Consider the following 18,820-nt stretch of genomic DNA (forward strand, 5'->3'; position numbering starts at 1 on the left):
TATAGAGCGACAATTACTCTGGCCGGCCGACGACAACTATTGTGGCCGGTTGCCCTAAGCTTGACCGCTTGTCCCGACCCACCAGGGAGCCGGTATGGCGGTCACCAGCCAACAGGTCACGCTCTATATGTCGCAACGCCAACAAGGCCAGACCCAGGAGGTCGCCGCCGCCAAGGCCGGCCTCTCCGTCAGAACCGCTCGCCGCCTCGAACGCCGGGCCGAGTCCTCTGAGCTGCCGGCACCACGGCACTGGCGAACCCGATCCGACCCCTTCGCCGATGTGTGGGAGACCACGCTCGTCCCCCAGTTGGCCGCTGCCCCGGGCTTGCAGGCACTGACCCTGCTGGAGTGGCTGCAGGAGCAGCACCCCGGCCAGTATCCGGACAGCCTGCTGCGCACCCTGCAGCGCCGGGTCAAGGGCTGGCGGGCCGCGCACGGCCCGGAGAAAGAGGTGATGTTCCCGCAAACCCATGGCCCCGGGCTGCGCGGCCTCTCCGACTTCACCGAACTCAAGGGGATCGTCATTACCGTGGCAGGGGAGCCGCTTGATCACCGGCTCTACCACTTCCGCTTGGCCTACAGCGGCTGGTGTGATGTGCGGGTGGTGCTCGGTGGAGAGAGCTACCCGGCGCTGGCCGAAGGCCTGACCCGCGCGCTGGAGCGCCTTGGCGGTGTCCCCGCGGAGCACCGCACCGACAGCCTGTCGGCGGCCTTCCGCAACCTGGGCCGGGAGACGGAAGCCGACCTCACCGTGCGTTATGCCGCCCTGTGCGCTCACTACGGCATGACGGCCACCCGCAACAACCCGGGGCGCGGCCATGAAAACGCCAGCATCGAGTCGCCGCATGGTCACTTCAAGCGGCGCCTGCAGCAGCGCCTGGCGCTGCGTGGCTCCCAGGACTTCGCCAGCCTCGATGACTATCAGGCGTTCCTCGATGAGGTGGCCGCCGCGATCAACCGCCGCAACGCGGCCCGCATCACCGTCGAGCGTGGCGCGCTGCAGCCACTGCCCAGCCGGCCCGGTACCGACTACAGCGAGGTGACGGTGCGCGTCACCACCTCCAGCACTATCCAGGTGCGCAAGGTGCTCTACTCGGTGCCGTCCCGGTTGATCGGCGAGCGGCTGCGTGTACACCTCTACGACGATCGCTTGGTGCTGCACCACGCGCAGCAGGAGTTGCTGACGCTGCGGCGACGGCATGCCACGCCGGAAAGCGGCCGGCTGCGGGTCATCGACTACCGCCATGTGATCGGCTGGCTGGTCCGCAAGCCCCGGGCGCTGGCGGGGCTGACGTTCCGCGACGAACTGTTGCCGAGCGCGGACTGGCGCGAGCTGTACGCCCGGCTGACCGCCGCCTTGCCGGTCGCCGAGGCCTGCAAGCGCATCGTCGGCGCCTTGGCGCTGGCCGCCGAGCAGGACCAGGCCGAGGCGATCGCCCGCTACTGGCTGGGCGCCCTGGAGCGAGGGAAGAGCCCAACGCTGGCTGAGCTTCAGGCCCGCTTCGCCGCCACCCCGAGCCACACGATTGCGTTTCCCCAGGTGACTCAGCATGAGATCGCCAGCTACGACCATCTGGTGCCCAGCGTGCCGGCCACAGAGGTGCGCTGCCATGCCTGATGCCCAGACCCTGCCACTGCTGCTGCGACAGCTCCGCCTGCCCACCATGGCCGCCTGCTGGACCCAGCTGGAAACCCGCGCCCGGGCCGAGAACTGGAGCCTGCCACAAACGCTGGCCGCCCTGTGCGAGCACGAACTGGCCGAGCGTGAGCGACGCCGGCTGGCCCGGCACCTCAAGGAGGCTCGGCTGCCGGTGGGCAAGACGCTGGAGACCTTTGAGTTCGCTGCCATCGCGGCGGAGCAGCGCCGGCAGCTGAGCACCCTCGCGGGCGACACGCAGTGGGTCGACCAGGCCCACAACCTGCTGCTGTTCGGGCCCTCCGGCGTCGGCAAGAGCCACGTGGCGGCCGGGCTCGGCCATGCGCTGGTCGACCAGGGCTACCGGGTGCGCTACGTCACCGCCTCAAGCCTGGTCCAGGAGCTCCAGGCCGCCAAGCAGGCCCTGCGCCTAAGCGATGCCCTGATCAAGCTCGACAAGTACGCCGTGCTGGTGATCGACGACATCGGCTACGTCAAGCGCAGCGAGGCCGAGACCTCGGTGCTGTTCGAGCTGATCGCCCACCGTTACGAGTCGGCCAGCCTGATCATCACCGCCAACCAACCGTTCAGCGCCTGGGACAGCATCTTCCCCGACAGCATGATGGCGGTGGCCGCCATCGACCGGTTGGTGCACCACGCCACGCTGATGGAGCTGAGCGGGGAAAGCTACCGTAAGCGTGCTTATCAACGTCAATTACAAGGAGGAAAAGCCGGGTCGTCAGACTGACGACAATTACCCCACCCAACCGGCCATTTTAATTGTCGCCAAGCGGCCAAAGTAGTTGACGTCGCATAAGCTGGGCCGCCTCCAAGCGAAATTCCGGGCTGAACGTTCTCTTCTTCGTCATCATCTGCAGCTGGGCCGCCTCCAAGCGAAATTCCGGGCTGAACGTTCTCTTCTTCGTCATCATCTGCACCTGACTGTCTATGGGAGTGATCATACACCCAAAACCAGGTGGCCAGATTCACTATGCCACTACAGAAGCGGCCATTGAGATATTTCTGATATTTAACGCCGCCAACCCGCGCGGCTTTGTAGTGTAGGCGAAGCCGCAACGTAAAAGCCGTTGGACTTCCCCCAGAAAAGTGGACACGCCCCATCAGTTAACCTCCTCGAACTCTACCGGAGTCCGGTAACCAAGGCCACTGTGCAACCGATGGCTGTTATAGTAGCCATCAATATAGTCCCTGATATGCTTGCGTAGCTGACGCAACGTCATGAAGCTGGTGGCGTGCAGCAACTCTCCCTTCAGCGTTTTGAAGAACGACTCCACTTCTGCATTATCAGTACACTGTCCCGGGCGGTTCATGCTGTGCCGTACACGGTAATGATTCAGCAGCGCCTGGGTCTTGTGAGCCCGGTACTCGATGCCGCGATCCGTATGGAACAGCAGGTCAGGTGCTGGTTGCCAACTTAGGAAGGCTTCACGCAGGGTGGCTCGAGCAAAGTCTGCGCTCAGACTCTCGCCCAATCGCCAGCTGATGATTCGACGTGAGAATAGGTCCAGTCCCACCGCCAGAAACACGTATTTTTTACCCAGCTTGATGTAGGTGACGTCGCTACTCCATTGCTGGTTTACCGCAACCGGCTTTTGGGCTTCTAACCGGTAATTTGGCAGGGCTTTCAGGTCGTCTCGACGTTTGCTCAAGCGGCGATAGACGCGCGTGACTCGGGCCTTCATGCCCCATTCCCTCATCAGTCTGGCCACCCGGTTCTCACCTACCGCAAGACCTTCTCGGCGCAGGGCCTGATAGACCCGGGGACTGCCATAACGGCCCTTGCTGGCGTTGTAGACTCTGCGGACCTTCAACAGCAGGTCTGCATTTTCAGCGGCTCTCTGGCTGGGCTTCCGGTTTGCCCAGGCGTAGTAGCCAGACCGAGAGATGTTCAGGTGGCGACATAGCGCCTTTACTCCGTGCTGTCCTCGGTGTTTCCAGACGAATCGGAACGCTTCCGTCGTTCCTCTGCCTGAAAACGTTGAAACTTTTTTAGGATGTCATTCTCCTCCTCAAGCTCCGATACGCGGCGCTTCAGGCGAGCGACCTCATCCTGCTCCTGAATCTTCTGCTTAGCATCAGGCGGGGCTTTCTTGACCCGTTTCATAGAGAACTGTCCCTCTCGGTATTCCTTTCGCCAGCGTGACAGCATGAAGGGGTGAATATCCAGTGCTTCGGCAACGCCTTTGACGCTTCTGTGGGCCTGGTGGCTCCACTCCACCGCTTTGACTTTGAACTCGGTGCTATAGCGTTGCGTTTTCTTCCCCGTGATCATCTCGGGCATCGGTTCTCTCCTGTTGGGGAGTTATCGATGCGTGTCCACTGGAGTGGGGGAACTCCACGTCGCGGTGCTTGGCATTGTTATGAATTGCCAAGAAATTCATCGAGCGTCATGCCAACTAATAGCTCTTTAGATCCCCCCCCGAGCTGCCGCCGCATTGTTCGTTCGAATGCGTCGATCAAGCCTTGATCTGCCTTGCTACGAAGCGCCTTTAAATATTTATCAAAATGGAGGCGCACACTCTTAGCCACCAGGGGGATGTTTAGGATTATCGACTCCACTCCTTGCGAGGTATCAAGTGTTCCATCAGGATTCTTAGGATAGGTGGCGTAAATCGGCTTTTGGCCTGCTTGGCTGTAGCTTACTCGAAAGCTCAACATACCTTCATGTACCAGGCCGCACCGAACATGCTTGTATATATGATTTGCGGCTGATTTAACTCCTGGCTGATCTGACGTGAACACGCGGCAAAACCCCGCAACAAAGAATTTACGTGATTTTTTTCACTGCTTTCGCCGGCATAGTGGCTTTCAATTGCTTCAAAATACGATGAAAGCAAAGTTGCGGCAGCAACGTGTCCGTATTGGTTGTTTAGAAGCATTTCCACAGGCGAAAATACGTACCCAATCCACAGATCCTCAAAAACATCAATCAGGTCATCAACTGTTGGGTTATCAAGCTTAGAATGATCGTATTTAGGGCTTAGGCAATACTCCACATTCTTTCCTCTTCATAACGCCGCGCTCTGCGGCAAATTTGGAGCGCAGCGAAAAATTTGTCCGACAGCAGCGCTTGGTTAGCTTTCATCGCTCATACGCTCAGTTCGAATATTAACCATAGAGTCGAATTCTGTGCCATTCCATGTCCTATCAGCTGACCACCGGGCATATAAATAACCTGTGCCAGTGTTCTCGTAGGTATTCAGATAAAAACTGTACGTATCAAGAAACAGCTGCTCCAAGTATTTGGAGATGCGGTTTTCGCACTCATAGAATGTAACCCAGAGAAATTGTGATTCTGGCCATTTATTTTTGACATGGCTCAGAACTCTGCTTTCAGCAATACCTTTACCTACGTAGACACATAGCATTGAATTAATGCCATGGTCATCGCACTCGCACATTGAAACCCAAAGGTGATAGATACCTGACCGCCCTTTTAAGCCTTTCAGGTGATCATTGATGGTTAGAACTTCCGCACCATCAGCCTCTTTAAGGATTTCAATTGGTAAGACAGTGCAAAAATCGCTTTCGTTAATTATCTCGTGAACTGATATTGGCTTTTTAAGCTCACTAGAACATACCTCATCGAAATGCTCATACTCAGTTACAAGGCACGGAACCCCAAACTCTTCACAGTGATACATAAATCTACTCGCAGAAAGCTAACGCCCACATAAACCGCGCGAGCTTGCGAGCGTCGGGCGAACGAAGAGAGCGAATTTAATGTGCTTGTTAGTGGTGTGACTGGCAAGGTTTTTCGAGGTAAGAGTCCAATGCACATAGGAAGCGGGAGGAATACCCCCAAACCTAGCAGAAAAAGAGTGGCCCGAAAGCAGAATGAATTGACGCTTTTTAGAACGTATTCTTTGATTTTACACAAGTTGCTTGCAAGCAAGCTATTTCTATTTTCGTTCATAGGTAGCACCTCGCTATTTTCCGTGGAGACTCGAACTCCAAAGTGATTGTAAAAGTTAACTGTTAAATCGTATGCCGCGACAGAAACTGCCACAATATTAGTTAAAATTTCGAACCACTCTCCCGCGCTACCTATGTGCACTGGATCCTGAACTATAACATAAAACGCCATATTTTTCAATGCATACGACTTGATCACTAACGCCGCGCTCTTGGGCAAACCGAAGCGAAGCGTAGGTTTGTCCCTAGCAGCGCCTTGTTAGCCATTTAGCCCATCATATTTTTGATCGAATATCATGAATATTCTAGTATTTACTCTCTCGATCCAATCGAGGATATTGATCATGTTCTCATCTAGGCAATCGATTCGTTCTAACCAGAGTCGGTATGACTCATTGCAAAACTTGAGTGTTGGACATATATATCTCACATCAGCCTCATGGTAGAACGGATATACGGAAAACGTAGAGTCTTCATTCTTTTGAAGACACCAATCCATAGATTCGTTCCACGAACCATGTATTGACTCTGACATCATCCCGTATGTGTACTTGTAGAGATCCTCATCCGTGATTTCCTTGAAAATATCGAAGAATGTTTTGCCCTGAAGTCTCCATCGATTTTTCTTTTGCTCTTTGAAATTGTCTTCTGAGAAGCCCTCCAGATCCATCTTTTCCTGCACAGACTTGAGCAGACGCTTCCCTGCCTTTGTCTCAAAGAAGCGAGAACCCTCTTTGAGTTCACGAAGTATCCTCAATCGGTCTTTGTACGAGCACTTTCTGTAATCTTCGATTACATCTGAATCGCTCATTAGCAGATATTCTGCTGTCACTGCGGCTTCGATTAATGGCCTTTCTAGAATGCTTATAATTTCAGCATTATCTTGCTCGTAGTAATTTACAACCTCTTTGAGCAATTTCCATATCCTAGTTAGCAAGCCCAAAATTGGAGCATCTTCTAAGCTGAAACCAGTAGGATTACGATCAACATTCCGAACTCTAGTAATGTAGTCATAAATCTCTGCCACATCTCTAACAAAAGTCCCGGTAAATCTATTTATGTCATCTAGTGACTGTAAGCCTTGCCCTACGTATTCCTCATCGTATCGGCCTATGATTTTCTCTATTTCATCCATGCGCAGTACTTTTTCGTATGGCTAACGCCGCCAGCACGTGCGGCTTTGTAGTGAAGGCGAAGCCGCAACGAAAAAGACGTCACGGTGACAGGCCTTGTTAAAAGCCGATTTCGCCAAGAACGACACCTACCACAATACCAACAAAACCTGCTATCGAGTGGTCTTTGACCTTCGATTTCCAACTATTTCCCTCAGCAATCTCGCACCTTAGTCCGCCAATGGTCTTTTCTAGTGACTCAATCATAAGAGTTTGTTTTTCCAGCACACCAGAAAGAGCTTCGATAGAACCACTAGACGATCCGACTAGTGATCTAATCTCATCTTGGTGCATCACTCTAATATTTTCGCCGTTTCGTATGTAGGCTCCAGAATCACAAAAAACAATTTGATCTGATTTTTCGACCGTTATAACAGCTACATTCAGAACAATACGGATTTTCTGTATATCGAATTTCACAATATCTGCTCTGCTGAGCATTCCAATAGCTTTTGTGATCTTTGACCGTGCGGTGTCTGGGTCTACTCCATCTATGGTGGAAGAGTCACTAACCCCAAGCAGAATTGTTCCACCATCTGCGTTTGCAAATGCAGATATAACTTTTGCGACAATCAGTGGCGAGACGTCGGCACACATAAACTCAACGTCTTGGCTCTCTCCACGAGACATCACTTCAAAAATATCGACTTCCAATCTATAATACTCCGAGTCTCTTTGGCTTTTAACGAGGCTGTAGAAAAACTCGATTCTGAGCCCTTCCCACCGCCTGTTTTCCGATTTTATGTATCGCCCACCAAATGGACATTTCCTTTGGCCAAGTGGCCAAGGTACCTAGCTGACCATTTCGGTACCTTGATGATGTCAAAGACACTCATCACCAGCATTTGGCGGCCACATTTAAGCCTTGTAGCCCCTTTATCACGTGCCTAACCGACCATAATTGGCGAGCTTCTCAATGTTGTGTATCAAGCAGTATAACTGCCACTGACCCTGTACCTTCTTCTTGCCACGAAGCCCGAATCGGTTCAAACGTTTCGTGGTGCCGATGTTGCCGAATACCGGCTCCACCACTGACATTCGATGGCTATATATCTCCTTACCTTGCTGGCTATCCACTCGGTGCTTCATCCAGTTTGTGTAGCTCGATTGTCCGTCGCGCTCTATCGTAAAGGAGACTTGTCGGCCAGCTCCGTTGCGGTGATCTGCCGAGGCGGGGTTCTGCATGCACCGGTGCTTCTTGGGGCAGTGCCGGCATTGCAGCAGTCGACCTTCAAAGTGCGCCCGAACCTTACCATTCTCAGCTTCCCGCTGTCCCCGGTAAGTCAGGGATTCCCCATTGGGGCAGATGCAGCTAAGGGTGACCGGGTCGAACTGGAATTCGCTGGCCGGAAAAGTGGCTTTCCATCCCTTGTCTGGCAGGTTCTGGTGCCGCTTGCCGTACTTGTCTTTCTGCTCGGCAAACCTCGGGTCTCGGCTACGGAACTGATTATCTGGCACATAGCCATTGATCTGTCGTTCGTGCAGGTACTTCATATTGGCTTCATTGGCGAAGCCCGTATCAGCAGTGACGACGGTGCCTTGTTGGTAGATGTTGTCAGCAATCCCCAGCTTCTTGAAGCGGGCCTTCACCCTCTCGAGTACCGGTTGCAGCGTGTGGTGTTCCTGCCCCTCTCCAAACGCCTGGGCATCAATGATGATCTGGTGTTTCTTGTCCACCGTGGCCACGCCGTTATAGCCCTGGATCGTGCCCTTGCTGGTGGTCATCTTGGCGCTTTGGTTATCCGTGATGTTGCTCTTCACTTCCTTGCTCCGCTTCCCCTGGCCCATCCTTGGGCTGTGCGTCTTTAGGAAGCGATCGACTTTGTTCATGGCAGCATCTAGCGAGAGGATCGTCTTGGCTCGACGGATATCCCGATCAAGGTCGGCCTCCGTCTCGGCTTTATCCCGCGCGTAGTGCTCCAGCAGGTGATGGCGAATCAACCGTCGTAGCTTCTCCCGTTTCTCACCCAGCTCTTTGAAGGTGCCAGACCACTCCTTCGAGGCATCCGAGGGCATCTTACAGCCGTCGATAGCAAAGAGCTCGTTGCCTAGCAGGCCTTGCTCATGGCACACCAGCAGCACCTGCTCAAAGAGCTCTTCAATCTCATCGGCATGGCTGCTGACGAACTTCGCCAAGGTGGTGAAATGAGGGACGGTATCGCAGGACAACGCCTTGAAGATGATGTTGGTTTCACAGCACCACTGCATCTCGCGGCTGGAGGTGATTCCCTTGGAATAGGCGAACAGGATGATCTTCAGCAGTATGGCGGGGGCATAGGCCAGCCGGCCCGTATCGTGGTTGCGGTACTGGGGATGGAAAACCGACAGGTCCAGCTTGTGTTCGATCAGGTAGTGCACAGCGTGCTCGAAGGTGCCGGGCTGCAGCTGGTCCTGGTAGTTGATCACCACCATGGCGTTCTGATCATGGTTGTAGGGCTTGAAGCGGGGCATGCTGACCACTCCTAGGCTGTTTTCCCGATCCTACCAAAACGGCGTGGGCTGTGGGCTTTTTCTACAGCCTCAACGCTTGCAGCATGCGCGCCCACGGAATGGAGCCGGAGGCGCAATGTAGTGGGCGTCGCCGTGCTGCACTGGTTAGAGTGCATTTTGCCGTGCGACCCATTGTGTATGCTCACGAGAGAAAGCGAGCTCTGCTTCATTAATAAAATCTGATAGATCTTCTTCAGATTCTATTTCTTCGAGGCGCCCTTGGATTATCCCGATTTCATGTGCGGTTAGCGTATAGGCCGAGGCCAATTCATTGAACTTCTTTATTTGCATCCAGCCGATAATTGACGACGCTAGCACTATTAGTGGCTCGAATGGCCAAAACTGCCATTCTGGGAATGAGGGACGGAGCACTAGTAGGACAATCGCAGCTCCATAGGTTGCCGTACACACGACGACCCAACGCGTTGCAGCTTTTTTATTGTCTCTCGCTTTCTTTGTGTACCAACCTCGCTGCTCCTTAATACGGTTTTCCATGTAGAACTGCTTACGTTCCTCAATCGATAGCGCTCTAATGTCATCCATCGAACCAGTGATCTGATCATCTGCGGCCGAATCTGGAGGGATACGGTCTCCGATGTATCGGTTGGCTCGTAAGATTTCGCGTAAATGATTTCTGAACTCAGCTCGAATTATGCGAACATCAGTTACATTCTCAAACGGAGCCGATCTGATACAGTAACGCCAAGTTGAGGTTTTAATTGATTCTGCAAGTGCCCGCCCCTTATACCAATCTTGCTCCGGTTTAGTCTTGAAGCGATAAAGCAACAACGCAGCAAGTGCAATAAATACTATTGTATGTATTGACTGAACTTCTCTACTAGGATCGGCCACCATCGAAATAACTGCGGCTAAGATCAAAAGGCAGTATTCCGATTTAAGGAGTCGGTGATACCAATTCTGAGATTTCTCGGACAAATCACTTGCAGCTTTATATAGTGCCGGATAATCCAAATCCTGAGATTTCAAGGGGTTATCTCCCTGATACCCGAAACGATGGTATTAGCGTTCCAGCCAACCATCTTATTTGCTGCCAATGACACACTTATCGGTGTCCGCTCTGCACCCCATGGAACAATTCCAAGAATGGGCTTACCGAGCGATTGAGCAAAGTCAATTTCAAACTGGATCCAATCACTATGGGCTGCATACATTCCCGCGAGCACAACTACGCACTGGGCGGGACGAATCTGCTGACGAAGCTCTTCTTCAAGCGCACGGACCGACATTTGCCCAAATCTCTTGTCAACGGGCACCGAGTAGTTTGTCCACGAAAAGTTAGGAGCTGCGTTTAAAAATTTGATCGCTCGGTCATACCGTTCGCTGTAACGCCAGGCATGGCTAACGAAAAGCCTGTAATTGTGTAGGTAAGGCATATACCTTATCTCCGATTGAATTCATTCTGTGATGTCTGACTTAGTATTCTCTAACAGGTATTAGATAGCGCGCTCGTTTATTGACTTGAACGAGCACGCGCGTTCAACAATGTTATACCGCACGCAAAAACACTCACAACCCATTGAAAACCCTATGACTTAAGTATAGCTCGGCAGTATAACACCAATCATCATGCATGCTACATATCCTCAATGGTCGTGCTTGCTGCCTTTGTCGCCATGTCAGCTTTGGGTCGAAAACGGACCTGATGGCGACATAATAAGCTGAATATCAAGGCAGTAATGCCTTGAGCAGATCTGAACAGCCATAACGAAGCCCCGATTTCTGAATATCCTAATGTTCAGTCAGCTTAGCACTTTTGTCCCCACAGCGCCCGGACCAGGCCTGAACGTGCCGCGGTCCCTTGGCAAGGTCTACTGCATGCCTGATACTGTATGTATATCTAGTGACAAGGAGGCCCTCCATGCCGCATGACACGCTGATCCTAGCCCGTCGCGAACCGCCGTCGCTACCGCTACCTTTTCCGCTGCCGCTGACCCGCGCAGGTCTGTCGGGCTTCCCGAGCCCGGCTCAGGACTATGAAGGCCGTACCCTGGACCTCAATGAGCGGCTGGTGAAACGGTCAGCCTCAACCTTCTTCATGACGGTGACCGGCGACAGCATGGAGTCGCTGGGCATCCAGGAGGGGGACCTGCTAGTGGTAGATAGCTCGATAGAACCACGGCCCGGGCATATCCTCGTCGCGACGGTGGAGGGGGAGCTAGTGGTCAAGCGCTACGAGCTGCTGGGCAACCGGCCTTACTTCACCTCGGGTAACCCTCGCTACCGTCCGATACCCGCCGCTGACCTGGAGTGCCAGGCCTGGGGCGTGGTCCGGGCGGTGATCCACGAGTACCCGGTGTAGCCAGGGGGCCACCAAGTGATTGGACTGATCGATTGCAACAATTTTTACGTGAGCTGCGAGCGGGCGTTCCGGCCGGATCTCGACGGTGTGCCGGTCGGTGTCCTTTCGAATAACGATGGCTGTGTGATTGCCCGTTCCAACGAGCTCAAGGCCCTGGGGGTGGAGATGGGCACGCCCGCCTTCGAGTTGAAGCAGCTGCTGCGTCAGCGTCGCATCGTGCTGCTGTCGTCCAACTACGAGCTCTATGGCGACATGTCATCACGGGTGCAGCAGGTGCTGGAGGAGTTCTCGGCCGGGGTAGAGCCTTATTCCATCGATGAGATGTTCGTGCGCTTCGATGGGTTTGCCCCGGAGCAGATGCATGACCATGCCCAGGATCTGTTTACCAAAGTGCGTCGCTTCACGCATATCCCGGTCAGCGTGGGGATCGCACCGACGCGCACCCTGGCTTTATCCGTAGAAAATCAAACCTGCCGGAAAGTTCTACCAAATCTGTGTCCTGACTTGTGCAAGTAATGCAAGCAATAATGTTCAACATACATGAATCATGAATTGGTCCAGTTGGAGCGGAGTGCGCCAAGCTTGGATTTTGATCGACAGATAGCGACAACGAAGTAGTGCCACTTCCACAGTTTCTACCCCAGGAACTTGATCATCACCCCGGCGGCCACCGCCGAGCCGATCACCCCGGCCACGTTGGGCCCCATGGCGTGCATCAGCAGGAAGTTGTGGGGGTTGGATTCCAGCCCTATTTTGTTGGAGACCCGCGCGGCCATCGGCACCGCCGAGACACCGGCCGAGCCGATCAACGGGTTGATCGGCATGCGACTCACCGTGTTCATCAGCTTGGCCATCAGCACCCCGCAAGCCGTGCCGATGGCGAACGCCACCATGCCCAGCGCCAGGATCCCCAGCGTCTCGAAGGCCAGGAAACGGTCGGCCATCAGCTTGGAGCCCACCGAGAGCCCCAGGAAGATGGTCACGATGTTGATCAGCGCATTCTGGGCGGTGTCCGAGAGGCGCTCCACCACGCCGCATTCACGCATCAGGTTGCCGAAGCAGAACATCCCCAGCAGTGGCGCGGCATCCGGCAGGAACAGCACCACCAGGATCAGCAAACTGAGCGGGAAGACGATCTTCTCGAGCTTCGACACCGGGCGCAGTTGCGTCATGGCGATCTCGCGTTCCCGCTTGGTGGTCAGCGCCTTCATGATCGGCGGCTGGATCAGCGGGACCAGCGCCATGTAGGAGTACGAGGCCACGGCGATGGCACCCAGCAGCTCCGGGGCCAGGATGCTCGCCACATAGATCGAGGTGGGACCGTCGGCGCCACCGATGATGCCGATGGCGGCGGCCTGGTTGAGCGAGAAGTCCATCCAGCCCATGGCCGACATGCCCACCGCCCCGAGCAGGGTGGCGAAGATGCCGAACTGCGCGGCGGCGCCCAGGAACAGGGTCCGGGGGTTGGCCAGCAATGGGCCGAAATCGGTCATCGCCCCCACGCCCATGAAGATCACCAGCGGGGCGATCCCCGAGGCGATCGCCACGTTGTAGAACTGGTAGAGCACGCCGTTGGCGTAGCCGACATCCATGGCCACGTCGTTGGCGGCGCGCACCAGCGTCGGCGAGAGGTCGCCATGCAGCGCATCAGAGAGCGTCCCACGCCATGCCTCGATACCGGCGACCGGGTCCAGGGCGACTCCCAGGGCCGCGGCCATCTGTTCGAGCACCCCGGGACGCGCCAGGTGCGCGGCCTGCTCAGCCGCCGACAGGGCGAGACCCGCCTCGGGGATGTTGGCCAGAATCCCGCCGAAACCGATCGGCACCAGCAGCAAGGGTTCGAACTTCTTGGCAATGGCCAGGTAGAGCAGTCCCAGCCCGACCAGGACCATGACGCCCTGCCCGAGGGTCAGATTGTAGAGCCCCGAGCCATACCAGAGTGTCAGTAGCTTCTCCACGGGGGCTCCTTACAGCTCGACCAGCACGTCACCGACGGCGACACTGTCACCCTCGCTGACCCTGACGGCGGTGACGGTACCGGCGCTGGACGCCCGCACCTCGGTCTCCATTTTCATGGCCTCGAGAATGATCACCACATCGCCTTCGGCCACCGCGTCGCCTTCACGCACATTGACCTTGAAGATGTTGCCGGCCAGCGGCGCGCTGATCGTTTCGCCGCTCGGCGCGGGCGCGGCCTCTTCGGCCGATGCCGTGGCACTTGGCTGCTCGCTGACCTGGCCGACCTCGCCCCCCTCGGAGACCTCGACCACGTAGGCCTTGCCATTGACCTTGATGGTGTAGGTCTCAGGGCCGGCGGCGCTTCCCTGGGCCGCCGGCACCTTGGCCTGGCCTGCCCCCTGTTGAGCGGCAACCGGCGCGCTCGCGGTGGCATCGTCCTTGCCGGGCGCCTGGGGCGCTGGCTCGAAGGCCTCGGGGTTGTCGCGGTTCTTGAGGAACTTCAGGCCGATCTGCGGGAACAGCGCGTAGGTCAACACATCGTCGATCTGACGCTCGCCCTCGGCCAGGCGGATGCCCTCGACCTTGGCCTTGTCCTTGAGCTCGGCGGCCAGCTTGTCCATTTCGGGGCTGAGATTGTCGGCGGGACGGCAGGTGATCGGCTCACCGCCCTCCAGCACCCTTGCCTGCAGTTCCTCGTTGAACGGCGCCGGCGCGGCCCCGTACTCGCCCTTGAGCAGCGCCTGGACCTCCTTGGAGATCGACTTGTAGCGCTCCCCCATCATCACGTTCATCACCGCCTGGGTGCCGACGATCTGGGAGGTGGGGGTGACCAGCGGGATAAAGCCCAGATCCTCGCGCACGCGCGGGATCTCCTTGAGCACGTCGTCGAGCTTGTCGCCGGCGCCCTGCTCCTTGAGCTGGCCTTCCATGTTGGTGAGCATGCCACCCGGCACCTGGGCAATCAGGATGCGCGAGTCGATGCCCTTGAGCGAGCCCTCGAAGGCCGCGTACTTCTTGCGCACCTCGCGGAAGTAGTCGGCAATCTCCTCGAGCAGCTCGAGGTCGAGGCCGGTGTCGCACTCGGTGCCGGCAAGGATCGCCACCACCGACTCCGTGGGGCTGTGGCCGTAGGTCATCGACATCGAGGAGATCGCAGTGTCGACGTTGTCGATCCCCGCCTCGGCGGCCTTGAGGGCGGTGGCGGTGGACATGCCGGTGGTGGCGTGGCACTGCATGTGGATCGGGATGTCCACGGCGGCCTTGAGCTTGGTGACCAGCTCGAAGGCGTCATAGGGCTTGAGCAGGCCCGCCATGTCCTTGATGGCCAGCGAATCGGCGCCCATGGCGGCGATGCTGCGGCCAAGTTCCACCCAGCCGTCCAAGGTATGCACCGGGCTCACGGTATAGGAGAGCGTGCCCTGCGCATGTCCCTCGACCTTGCGCACCGCCTGAATGGCACGCTCGAGGTTGCGCGGGTCGTTCATGGCATCGAAGACGCGGAACACGTCGACGCCATTGGTCTTGGCGCGCTCGACGAAGCGATCCACCACGTCGTCGGCGTAGTGGCGGTAGCCGAGCAAGTTCTGGCCGCGCAGCAGCATCTGCTGGGGGGTGTTGGGCATGGCTTCCTTCAACGCCCGTATCCGCTCCCACGGATCCTCGCCGAGATAGCGGATACAGGCGTCGAAGGTGGCCCCGCCCCAGGACTCCAGCGACCAGAAGCCGACCCGATCGAGCTTTTCGGCGATCGGCAGCATGTCATCGAGCCGCATGCGGGTGGCGAACAGCGACTGGTGGGCGTCACGCAGGACAACATCGGTGATCCCAAGCGGGCGTTTGGTGTCAGTCATGAGCAAGACCTTGTCGTTATGAATGGAAGGGGAAAGGGGGGAGCGGCCGCCTCAGCGGCGGTGGCGGCGGCGATAGCGGTGCACCGCGGCGGTGATGGCGACCATCACGTCATCGTCCTGGCGAGGCGCCGGCGGGCGGCGGTTGCCGGTCGCGACAGGGGCGGGCGGCTCGGGAAAGAAGCGGCCGATGGTCTTGGACATCAGGGTGGTAACGATCACCAGCACGGTAAGAAAAACAAAGACAAAGCTCATTCCCAAAGCCATGAGGGCCAAGCCCTCACCCATCAAAATATTTGCGCTCATCAGCTTCCGTTGTATTCGATACATTTATACAAAATGCCTCAGTCAACGTCATCAGCTCATATAAGAGTTGGCATAACTAAAGCTTCCAGAGTATTTGTCCCGCCATGAGCGTTCATGTGGTCACCGCGCGGCCCGATCAGGCTGAGGGGCGCGCTACTACCGCTGCGCAGCGCCTGCAGCATAAAAGGTTCGAGCGACAGGACGGCCCCCCCAGCTCGGGGGGTAGCCCACAATCACTCGCATCAGGGGGTGTTGCTGTCAGGATTAATGGATCCGTTGGCTCATGTTGCAACCGTCCTAGCTGCTCTCGGGAGGGGCCTTCATAGGCCCCTGCCCGCTAGCTGGCAAACGGCGATGAACTATCCCGACACCGGACCGAGGAAGTTGCTTCAGGTGGTCTTGTTGCGCTTGCGCTGACGGTACTGATCGACCACCACGGCGGCGACGATGATGGCGCCCTTGATGATGTCCTGGTAGTAGGCGTCGACGCCCAGAAAGGTGAAGCCGCTAAGCATCACGCCCAGGATCATGGCGCCGATCACGGTGCCTGCGATGCGGCCGACGCCACCCGCCAGGCTGGTGCCGCCGATGACGGCGGCGGCGATGGCATCGAGCTCGTACATCATGCCCATGCCGGCCTGGCCGGTGCCGGCACGGGCGGCGGCGACCACGCCGGCCAGTCCGGCGAGCAGGCCGGCGATCGAGTAGACGAGCACCAGGTGGCGGCGTACGTTGATACCGGAGACGCGGGCGGCCTGGGGGTTGGCGCCGATGGCATAGGTGTACTTGCCATATCGAGTGTATTTGAGGGCGATATGGAAGAAGACGGCCACGGCCAGGAAGATGATCACCGGATTGGCGCCGGAGCCGATCCAGGTGAACTGGTCTGTGAGCATGCTGACCGGCTGACCGTCGGTATAGGCGCGCGCCATGCCACGGGCGCTGACCATCATGCCCAAGGTGGCGATGAAGGGCGGGATCATGGCGAAGGCGATCAGGGCCCCATTGACCAAGCCTGCCAAGGCGCCGACCAATAGCCCGGCCAGCAATGGGAGTACCCAGGGCAGGTCGGTGAGGGCGGGGTAGACAGCACGCAGGTAATCGGACTGCTGGGCGAAGCTGGCGGTGACCATCGCGGTTAATGCTAGGACCGAGCCCGAGGAGAGGTCGATGCCGCCGGTGATGATGACCTGGGTGACCCCGATGGCGATGATGCCGATGATCGAAACCTGCAGGATCATGATCAGCAGGCGGCGGGGGTTCATCAGGAAGGAGTCGCCGCGTATCGCCCAGCCAAGGACCTCGAACAGTAGGGCGATACCGATCAATACCAGAAAGATGCTGACTTCGGTCGGTAGCTTTCTCTTGCGCTTCTTGGGCACCTCGAGGTGCTGGGTGCTTTCGGTGTTCGTAGCCATTGTCGTTCTACCTCTGTGTTGTTCGTGTCGGTGAGCGCTCAGTCATGCGCAACCGGCGGCTGTACCGGGGCGGAGGCGAGCTCCATAATGTTCACCTGGTTGGCTTCGCTGCGATCGAGGAAGCCGGTGACCCTGCCCTCATGCATCACCATGATGCGGTCGCTCATGCCAAGCACCTCGGGCAGTTCGGAAGAGATCATGATCACCGCCACGCCATTCCTGACGAGCTCGGTGATCAGCTTGTGGATCTCGGCCTTGGCGCCTACGTCGATGCCGCGGGTGGGTTCGTCGAGAATCAGGATACGAGGCTTGGTCATCAGCCAGCGACCGATCAGCACCTTCTGCTGATTGCCTCCCGAAAGGTTGCCGATGCGCTCATCCATGGAGGGGGTCTTGACGCTCAGCCGCTCCGTCATCGAGTCGCACTCCTGGTCGAGTCGATGCTGTTCGACGAAGGTGGCCCGGGTGTAACCGTCCCGCAGCACGGCCATTTCCATATTCTCGATGACCGAGAGCCCCAGGAACAGGCCGGTCTCCTTGCGGTCCTCGGTGAGCAGCGCCAGACCGCGCAGCATGGCTTGGTGTGGCGAACTGATGACCTCTTCCTTGCCATCGATGACGATCCTACCCGAACTGGGCGGTGTCACGCCGAACAGGGTCTCGGCCACATTGGTGCGCCCCGACCCCACCAGGCCAGCGAGGCCGAGGATCTCGCCGGCGCGCACCTCGAAGCTGATGTTCTCAAATACGCCGTCTAGGCTGAGGCTGTCCACCGACAGCACCACATCCCCGATCGGCACCTCCTCCTTGGGAAACATCTGGGTGACCTCGCGACCGACCATCAGCTTGATGATCTCGTCGGAGGTCATGTCACTGGCCGCAGCGGAGTGGATGAACTGGCCGTCGCGAAACACCGAGATGTCGTCGGCGATCTCAAACACCTCGTCCATCTTGTGGGTGATGTAGATGATCCCCTTACCCTGGGCCCGCAGGTCGTTGATGATCCGGAACAGGTGCTCCACCTCGCGATCGGCCAATGACGAGGTGGGCTCATCCATGATCAACACGTCGGATTCATAGGAGACGGCCTTGGCGATCTCGATCATCTGGCGGCCGGCCACGGTGAGGCGGCGAACATCCATTTCCGGGTCCATATCGATGCCCAGTCGCTCGAACAGCGTCTCGGTCATCCGGTTCATCCTGTCGTGGTTCACCATGCCGAAGGCGTTGAGCGGCTCACGCCGGATCCAGATGTTCTCGGCGATGGTCATGTAGGGCATCAGGTTGAGTTCCTGATGGATCATGGCAATGCCGGCTTCCAGGGCACCCAGCGGGCCGTGCAAGTGCAACGTCTTGCCATTCAATCGGACCTCGCCCTGGTCGGGGATATAGACACCGGCAATGATCTTCATCAGGGTCGACTTTCCGGCACCATTCTCGCCCATCAGGGCATGCACGGTGCCAGGGCGGACCTTGAGCTGGACGTTGTCCAGGGCGACTACGCCGGGAAAGGTCTTACGCACACGCTCAACTTCAAGTAAAAATCCGGCCCGATCTTTATTGAGCGTCTCACTATAATTATTTGGCTCCATAACAGCTCCGCAAAAGATTCACATTAAAAAAATTAACCTGATAGCATTCAAATTCTGCCTCAGAATAATTCAAATTAAACGGAGGATTCCTTAACAACACACCAGCCTAAAACATCGATCGAAAGCCCAGCGATCCAGGCAGGC

At 57.0% G+C, this 18,820-nt stretch carries 18 protein-coding genes and 1 pseudogene; 4 read left to right on the top strand and 15 right to left on the bottom strand.

What is annotated here, in order from left to right; genetic code table 11:
• The first annotated feature begins 94 nt into the window (after positions 1–94).
• Both istA and istB read left to right on the top strand, forming a co-directional pair.
• A complete protein-coding gene (istA, locus tag CK498_RS24220) occupies positions 95–1,618 on the top strand; it encodes an IS21 family transposase (RefSeq protein ID WP_095623417.1) in 1,524 nt (507 codons plus the stop codon).
• Positions 1,611–2,384, top strand: a complete 774-nt coding sequence (istB, locus tag CK498_RS24225) for an IS21-like element helper ATPase IstB (RefSeq protein ID WP_095623418.1) — start codon at positions 1,611–1,613, stop codon at positions 2,382–2,384. The genes istA and istB overlap by 8 nt, the downstream gene beginning before the upstream one ends.
• Before the next feature lie 373 nt (positions 2,385–2,757).
• On the opposite strand, the pseudogene CK498_RS24235 reads toward istB, so the two are convergent.
• The 10 genes and pseudogenes from CK498_RS24235 to CK498_RS24265 all read right to left on the bottom strand — a co-directional run.
• Positions 2,758–3,582, bottom strand: a pseudogene (locus CK498_RS24235) (IS3 family transposase); the annotation flags it as partial.
• The gene (locus tag CK498_RS24240; RefSeq protein WP_095623421.1) at positions 3,567–3,938 is read right to left on the bottom strand and encodes a transposase; all 372 of its coding nucleotides are present in this window, start codon (positions 3,936–3,938) and stop codon (positions 3,567–3,569) included. The pseudogene CK498_RS24235 and the gene CK498_RS24240, both read right to left, overlap by 16 nt.
• A 77-nt stretch (positions 3,939–4,015) precedes the next feature.
• Positions 4,016–4,315 carry a hypothetical protein gene (locus CK498_RS25990; RefSeq protein WP_141247009.1) on the bottom strand — a complete coding sequence of 100 codons (300 nt, stop codon included), beginning with the start codon at positions 4,313–4,315 and terminating at the stop codon, positions 4,016–4,018.
• A complete protein-coding gene (locus CK498_RS25995; RefSeq protein ID WP_141247010.1) occupies positions 4,309–4,653 on the bottom strand; it encodes a hypothetical protein in 345 nt (114 codons plus the stop codon). The genes CK498_RS25990 and CK498_RS25995 overlap by 7 nt, the downstream gene beginning before the upstream one ends.
• Positions 4,654–4,731: 78 nt before the next feature.
• Positions 4,732–5,301, bottom strand: coding sequence for a hypothetical protein (locus CK498_RS26000; RefSeq protein ID WP_141247011.1), 570 nt, complete (start codon positions 5,299–5,301; stop codon positions 4,732–4,734).
• A gap of 530 nt (positions 5,302–5,831) precedes the next feature.
• On the bottom strand, positions 5,832–6,707 hold the full coding sequence (locus tag CK498_RS24245) for a DUF5677 domain-containing protein (protein WP_095623422.1): 876 nt from the start codon (positions 6,705–6,707) through the stop codon (positions 5,832–5,834).
• A gap of 97 nt (positions 6,708–6,804) precedes the next feature.
• A complete protein-coding gene (locus CK498_RS24250; RefSeq protein WP_095623423.1) occupies positions 6,805–7,398 on the bottom strand; it encodes an AlbA family DNA-binding domain-containing protein in 594 nt (197 codons plus the stop codon).
• Positions 7,399–7,623: 225 nt separating this feature from the next.
• Positions 7,624–9,195 carry a transposase gene (locus CK498_RS24255; protein WP_095623424.1) on the bottom strand — a complete coding sequence of 524 codons (1,572 nt, stop codon included), beginning with the start codon at positions 9,193–9,195 and terminating at the stop codon, positions 7,624–7,626.
• A 144-nt stretch (positions 9,196–9,339) separates the two neighbouring features.
• Positions 9,340–10,221, bottom strand: coding sequence for a DUF4231 domain-containing protein (locus tag CK498_RS24260; protein WP_141247012.1), 882 nt, complete (start codon positions 10,219–10,221; stop codon positions 9,340–9,342).
• Positions 10,218–10,628, bottom strand: a complete 411-nt coding sequence (locus CK498_RS24265; RefSeq protein WP_095623425.1) for a TIR domain-containing protein — start codon at positions 10,626–10,628, stop codon at positions 10,218–10,220. The genes CK498_RS24260 and CK498_RS24265 overlap by 4 nt, the downstream gene beginning before the upstream one ends.
• 485 nt (positions 10,629–11,113) lie before the next feature.
• Between CK498_RS24265 and CK498_RS24270 the strand changes: the two genes are divergently transcribed.
• Entirely contained in the window at positions 11,114–11,554 is a 441-nt protein-coding gene (locus CK498_RS24270; RefSeq protein WP_095623426.1) for a LexA family protein, read from the top strand.
• 15 nt (positions 11,555–11,569) lie between these two features.
• On the top strand, positions 11,570–12,070 hold the full coding sequence (locus tag CK498_RS24275; protein WP_095623427.1) for a Y-family DNA polymerase: 501 nt from the start codon (positions 11,570–11,572) through the stop codon (positions 12,068–12,070).
• Between the two features lie 119 nt (positions 12,071–12,189).
• Here CK498_RS24275 and CK498_RS24280 read toward each other — a convergent pair whose 3' ends face one another.
• The 5 genes from CK498_RS24280 to CK498_RS24300 all read right to left on the bottom strand — a co-directional run bounded on the left by CK498_RS24280 (position 12,190) and on the right by CK498_RS24300 (position 18,676).
• Positions 12,190–13,512, bottom strand: a complete 1,323-nt coding sequence (locus CK498_RS24280; RefSeq protein ID WP_095623428.1) for a sodium ion-translocating decarboxylase subunit beta — start codon at positions 13,510–13,512, stop codon at positions 12,190–12,192.
• Positions 13,513–13,521: 9 nt separating this feature from the next.
• Entirely contained in the window at positions 13,522–15,363 is a 1,842-nt protein-coding gene (oadA, locus tag CK498_RS24285; RefSeq protein WP_095623429.1) for a sodium-extruding oxaloacetate decarboxylase subunit alpha, read from the bottom strand.
• A gap of 51 nt (positions 15,364–15,414) precedes the next feature.
• Positions 15,415–15,615, bottom strand: a complete 201-nt coding sequence (locus CK498_RS24290; protein ID WP_407645909.1) for an OadG family protein — start codon at positions 15,613–15,615, stop codon at positions 15,415–15,417.
• A 440-nt stretch (positions 15,616–16,055) separates the two neighbouring features.
• A complete protein-coding gene (locus CK498_RS24295; protein ID WP_095623431.1) occupies positions 16,056–17,084 on the bottom strand; it encodes an ABC transporter permease in 1,029 nt (342 codons plus the stop codon).
• A gap of 38 nt (positions 17,085–17,122) precedes the next feature.
• Positions 17,123–18,676, bottom strand: a complete 1,554-nt coding sequence (locus tag CK498_RS24300; protein ID WP_095623432.1) for a sugar ABC transporter ATP-binding protein — start codon at positions 18,674–18,676, stop codon at positions 17,123–17,125.
• Positions 18,677–18,820 lie beyond the last annotated feature (144 nt).

It is taken from the genome of Halomonas salipaludis, from assembly GCF_002286975.1.
In the GTDB taxonomy this organism is placed as follows: Bacteria; Pseudomonadota; Gammaproteobacteria; order Pseudomonadales; family Halomonadaceae; genus Franzmannia; species Franzmannia salipaludis.

Coding starts and splice junctions, on each gene's coding strand:
- CK498_RS24270 (WP_095623426.1), top strand. CDS start 11,114: ATGCCGCATGACACGCTGATCCTAGCCCGTCGCGAACCGCCGTCGCTA.
- CK498_RS24240 (WP_095623421.1), bottom strand. CDS start 3,938: ATGCCCGAGATGATCACGGGGAAGAAAACGCAACGCTATAGCACCGAG.
- CK498_RS24295 (WP_095623431.1), bottom strand. CDS start 17,084: ATGGCTACGAACACCGAAAGCACCCAGCACCTCGAGGTGCCCAAGAAG.
- CK498_RS25990 (WP_141247009.1), bottom strand. CDS start 4,315: ATGTTGAGCTTTCGAGTAAGCTACAGCCAAGCAGGCCAAAAGCCGATT.
- istB (WP_095623418.1), top strand. CDS start 1,611: ATGCCTGATGCCCAGACCCTGCCACTGCTGCTGCGACAGCTCCGCCTG.
- CK498_RS24290 (WP_407645909.1), bottom strand. CDS start 15,615: ATGAGCTTTGTCTTTGTTTTTCTTACCGTGCTGGTGATCGTTACCACC.
- CK498_RS24245 (WP_095623422.1), bottom strand. CDS start 6,707: ATGGATGAAATAGAGAAAATCATAGGCCGATACGATGAGGAATACGTA.
- CK498_RS26000 (WP_141247011.1), bottom strand. CDS start 5,301: ATGTATCACTGTGAAGAGTTTGGGGTTCCGTGCCTTGTAACTGAGTAT.
- CK498_RS24255 (WP_095623424.1), bottom strand. CDS start 9,195: ATGCCCCGCTTCAAGCCCTACAACCATGATCAGAACGCCATGGTGGTG.
- CK498_RS24300 (WP_095623432.1), bottom strand. CDS start 18,676: ATGGAGCCAAATAATTATAGTGAGACGCTCAATAAAGATCGGGCCGGA.
- CK498_RS24265 (WP_095623425.1), bottom strand. CDS start 10,628: ATGCCTTACCTACACAATTACAGGCTTTTCGTTAGCCATGCCTGGCGT.
- oadA (WP_095623429.1), bottom strand. CDS start 15,363: ATGACTGACACCAAACGCCCGCTTGGGATCACCGATGTTGTCCTGCGT.
- istA (WP_095623417.1), top strand. CDS start 95: ATGGCGGTCACCAGCCAACAGGTCACGCTCTATATGTCGCAACGCCAA.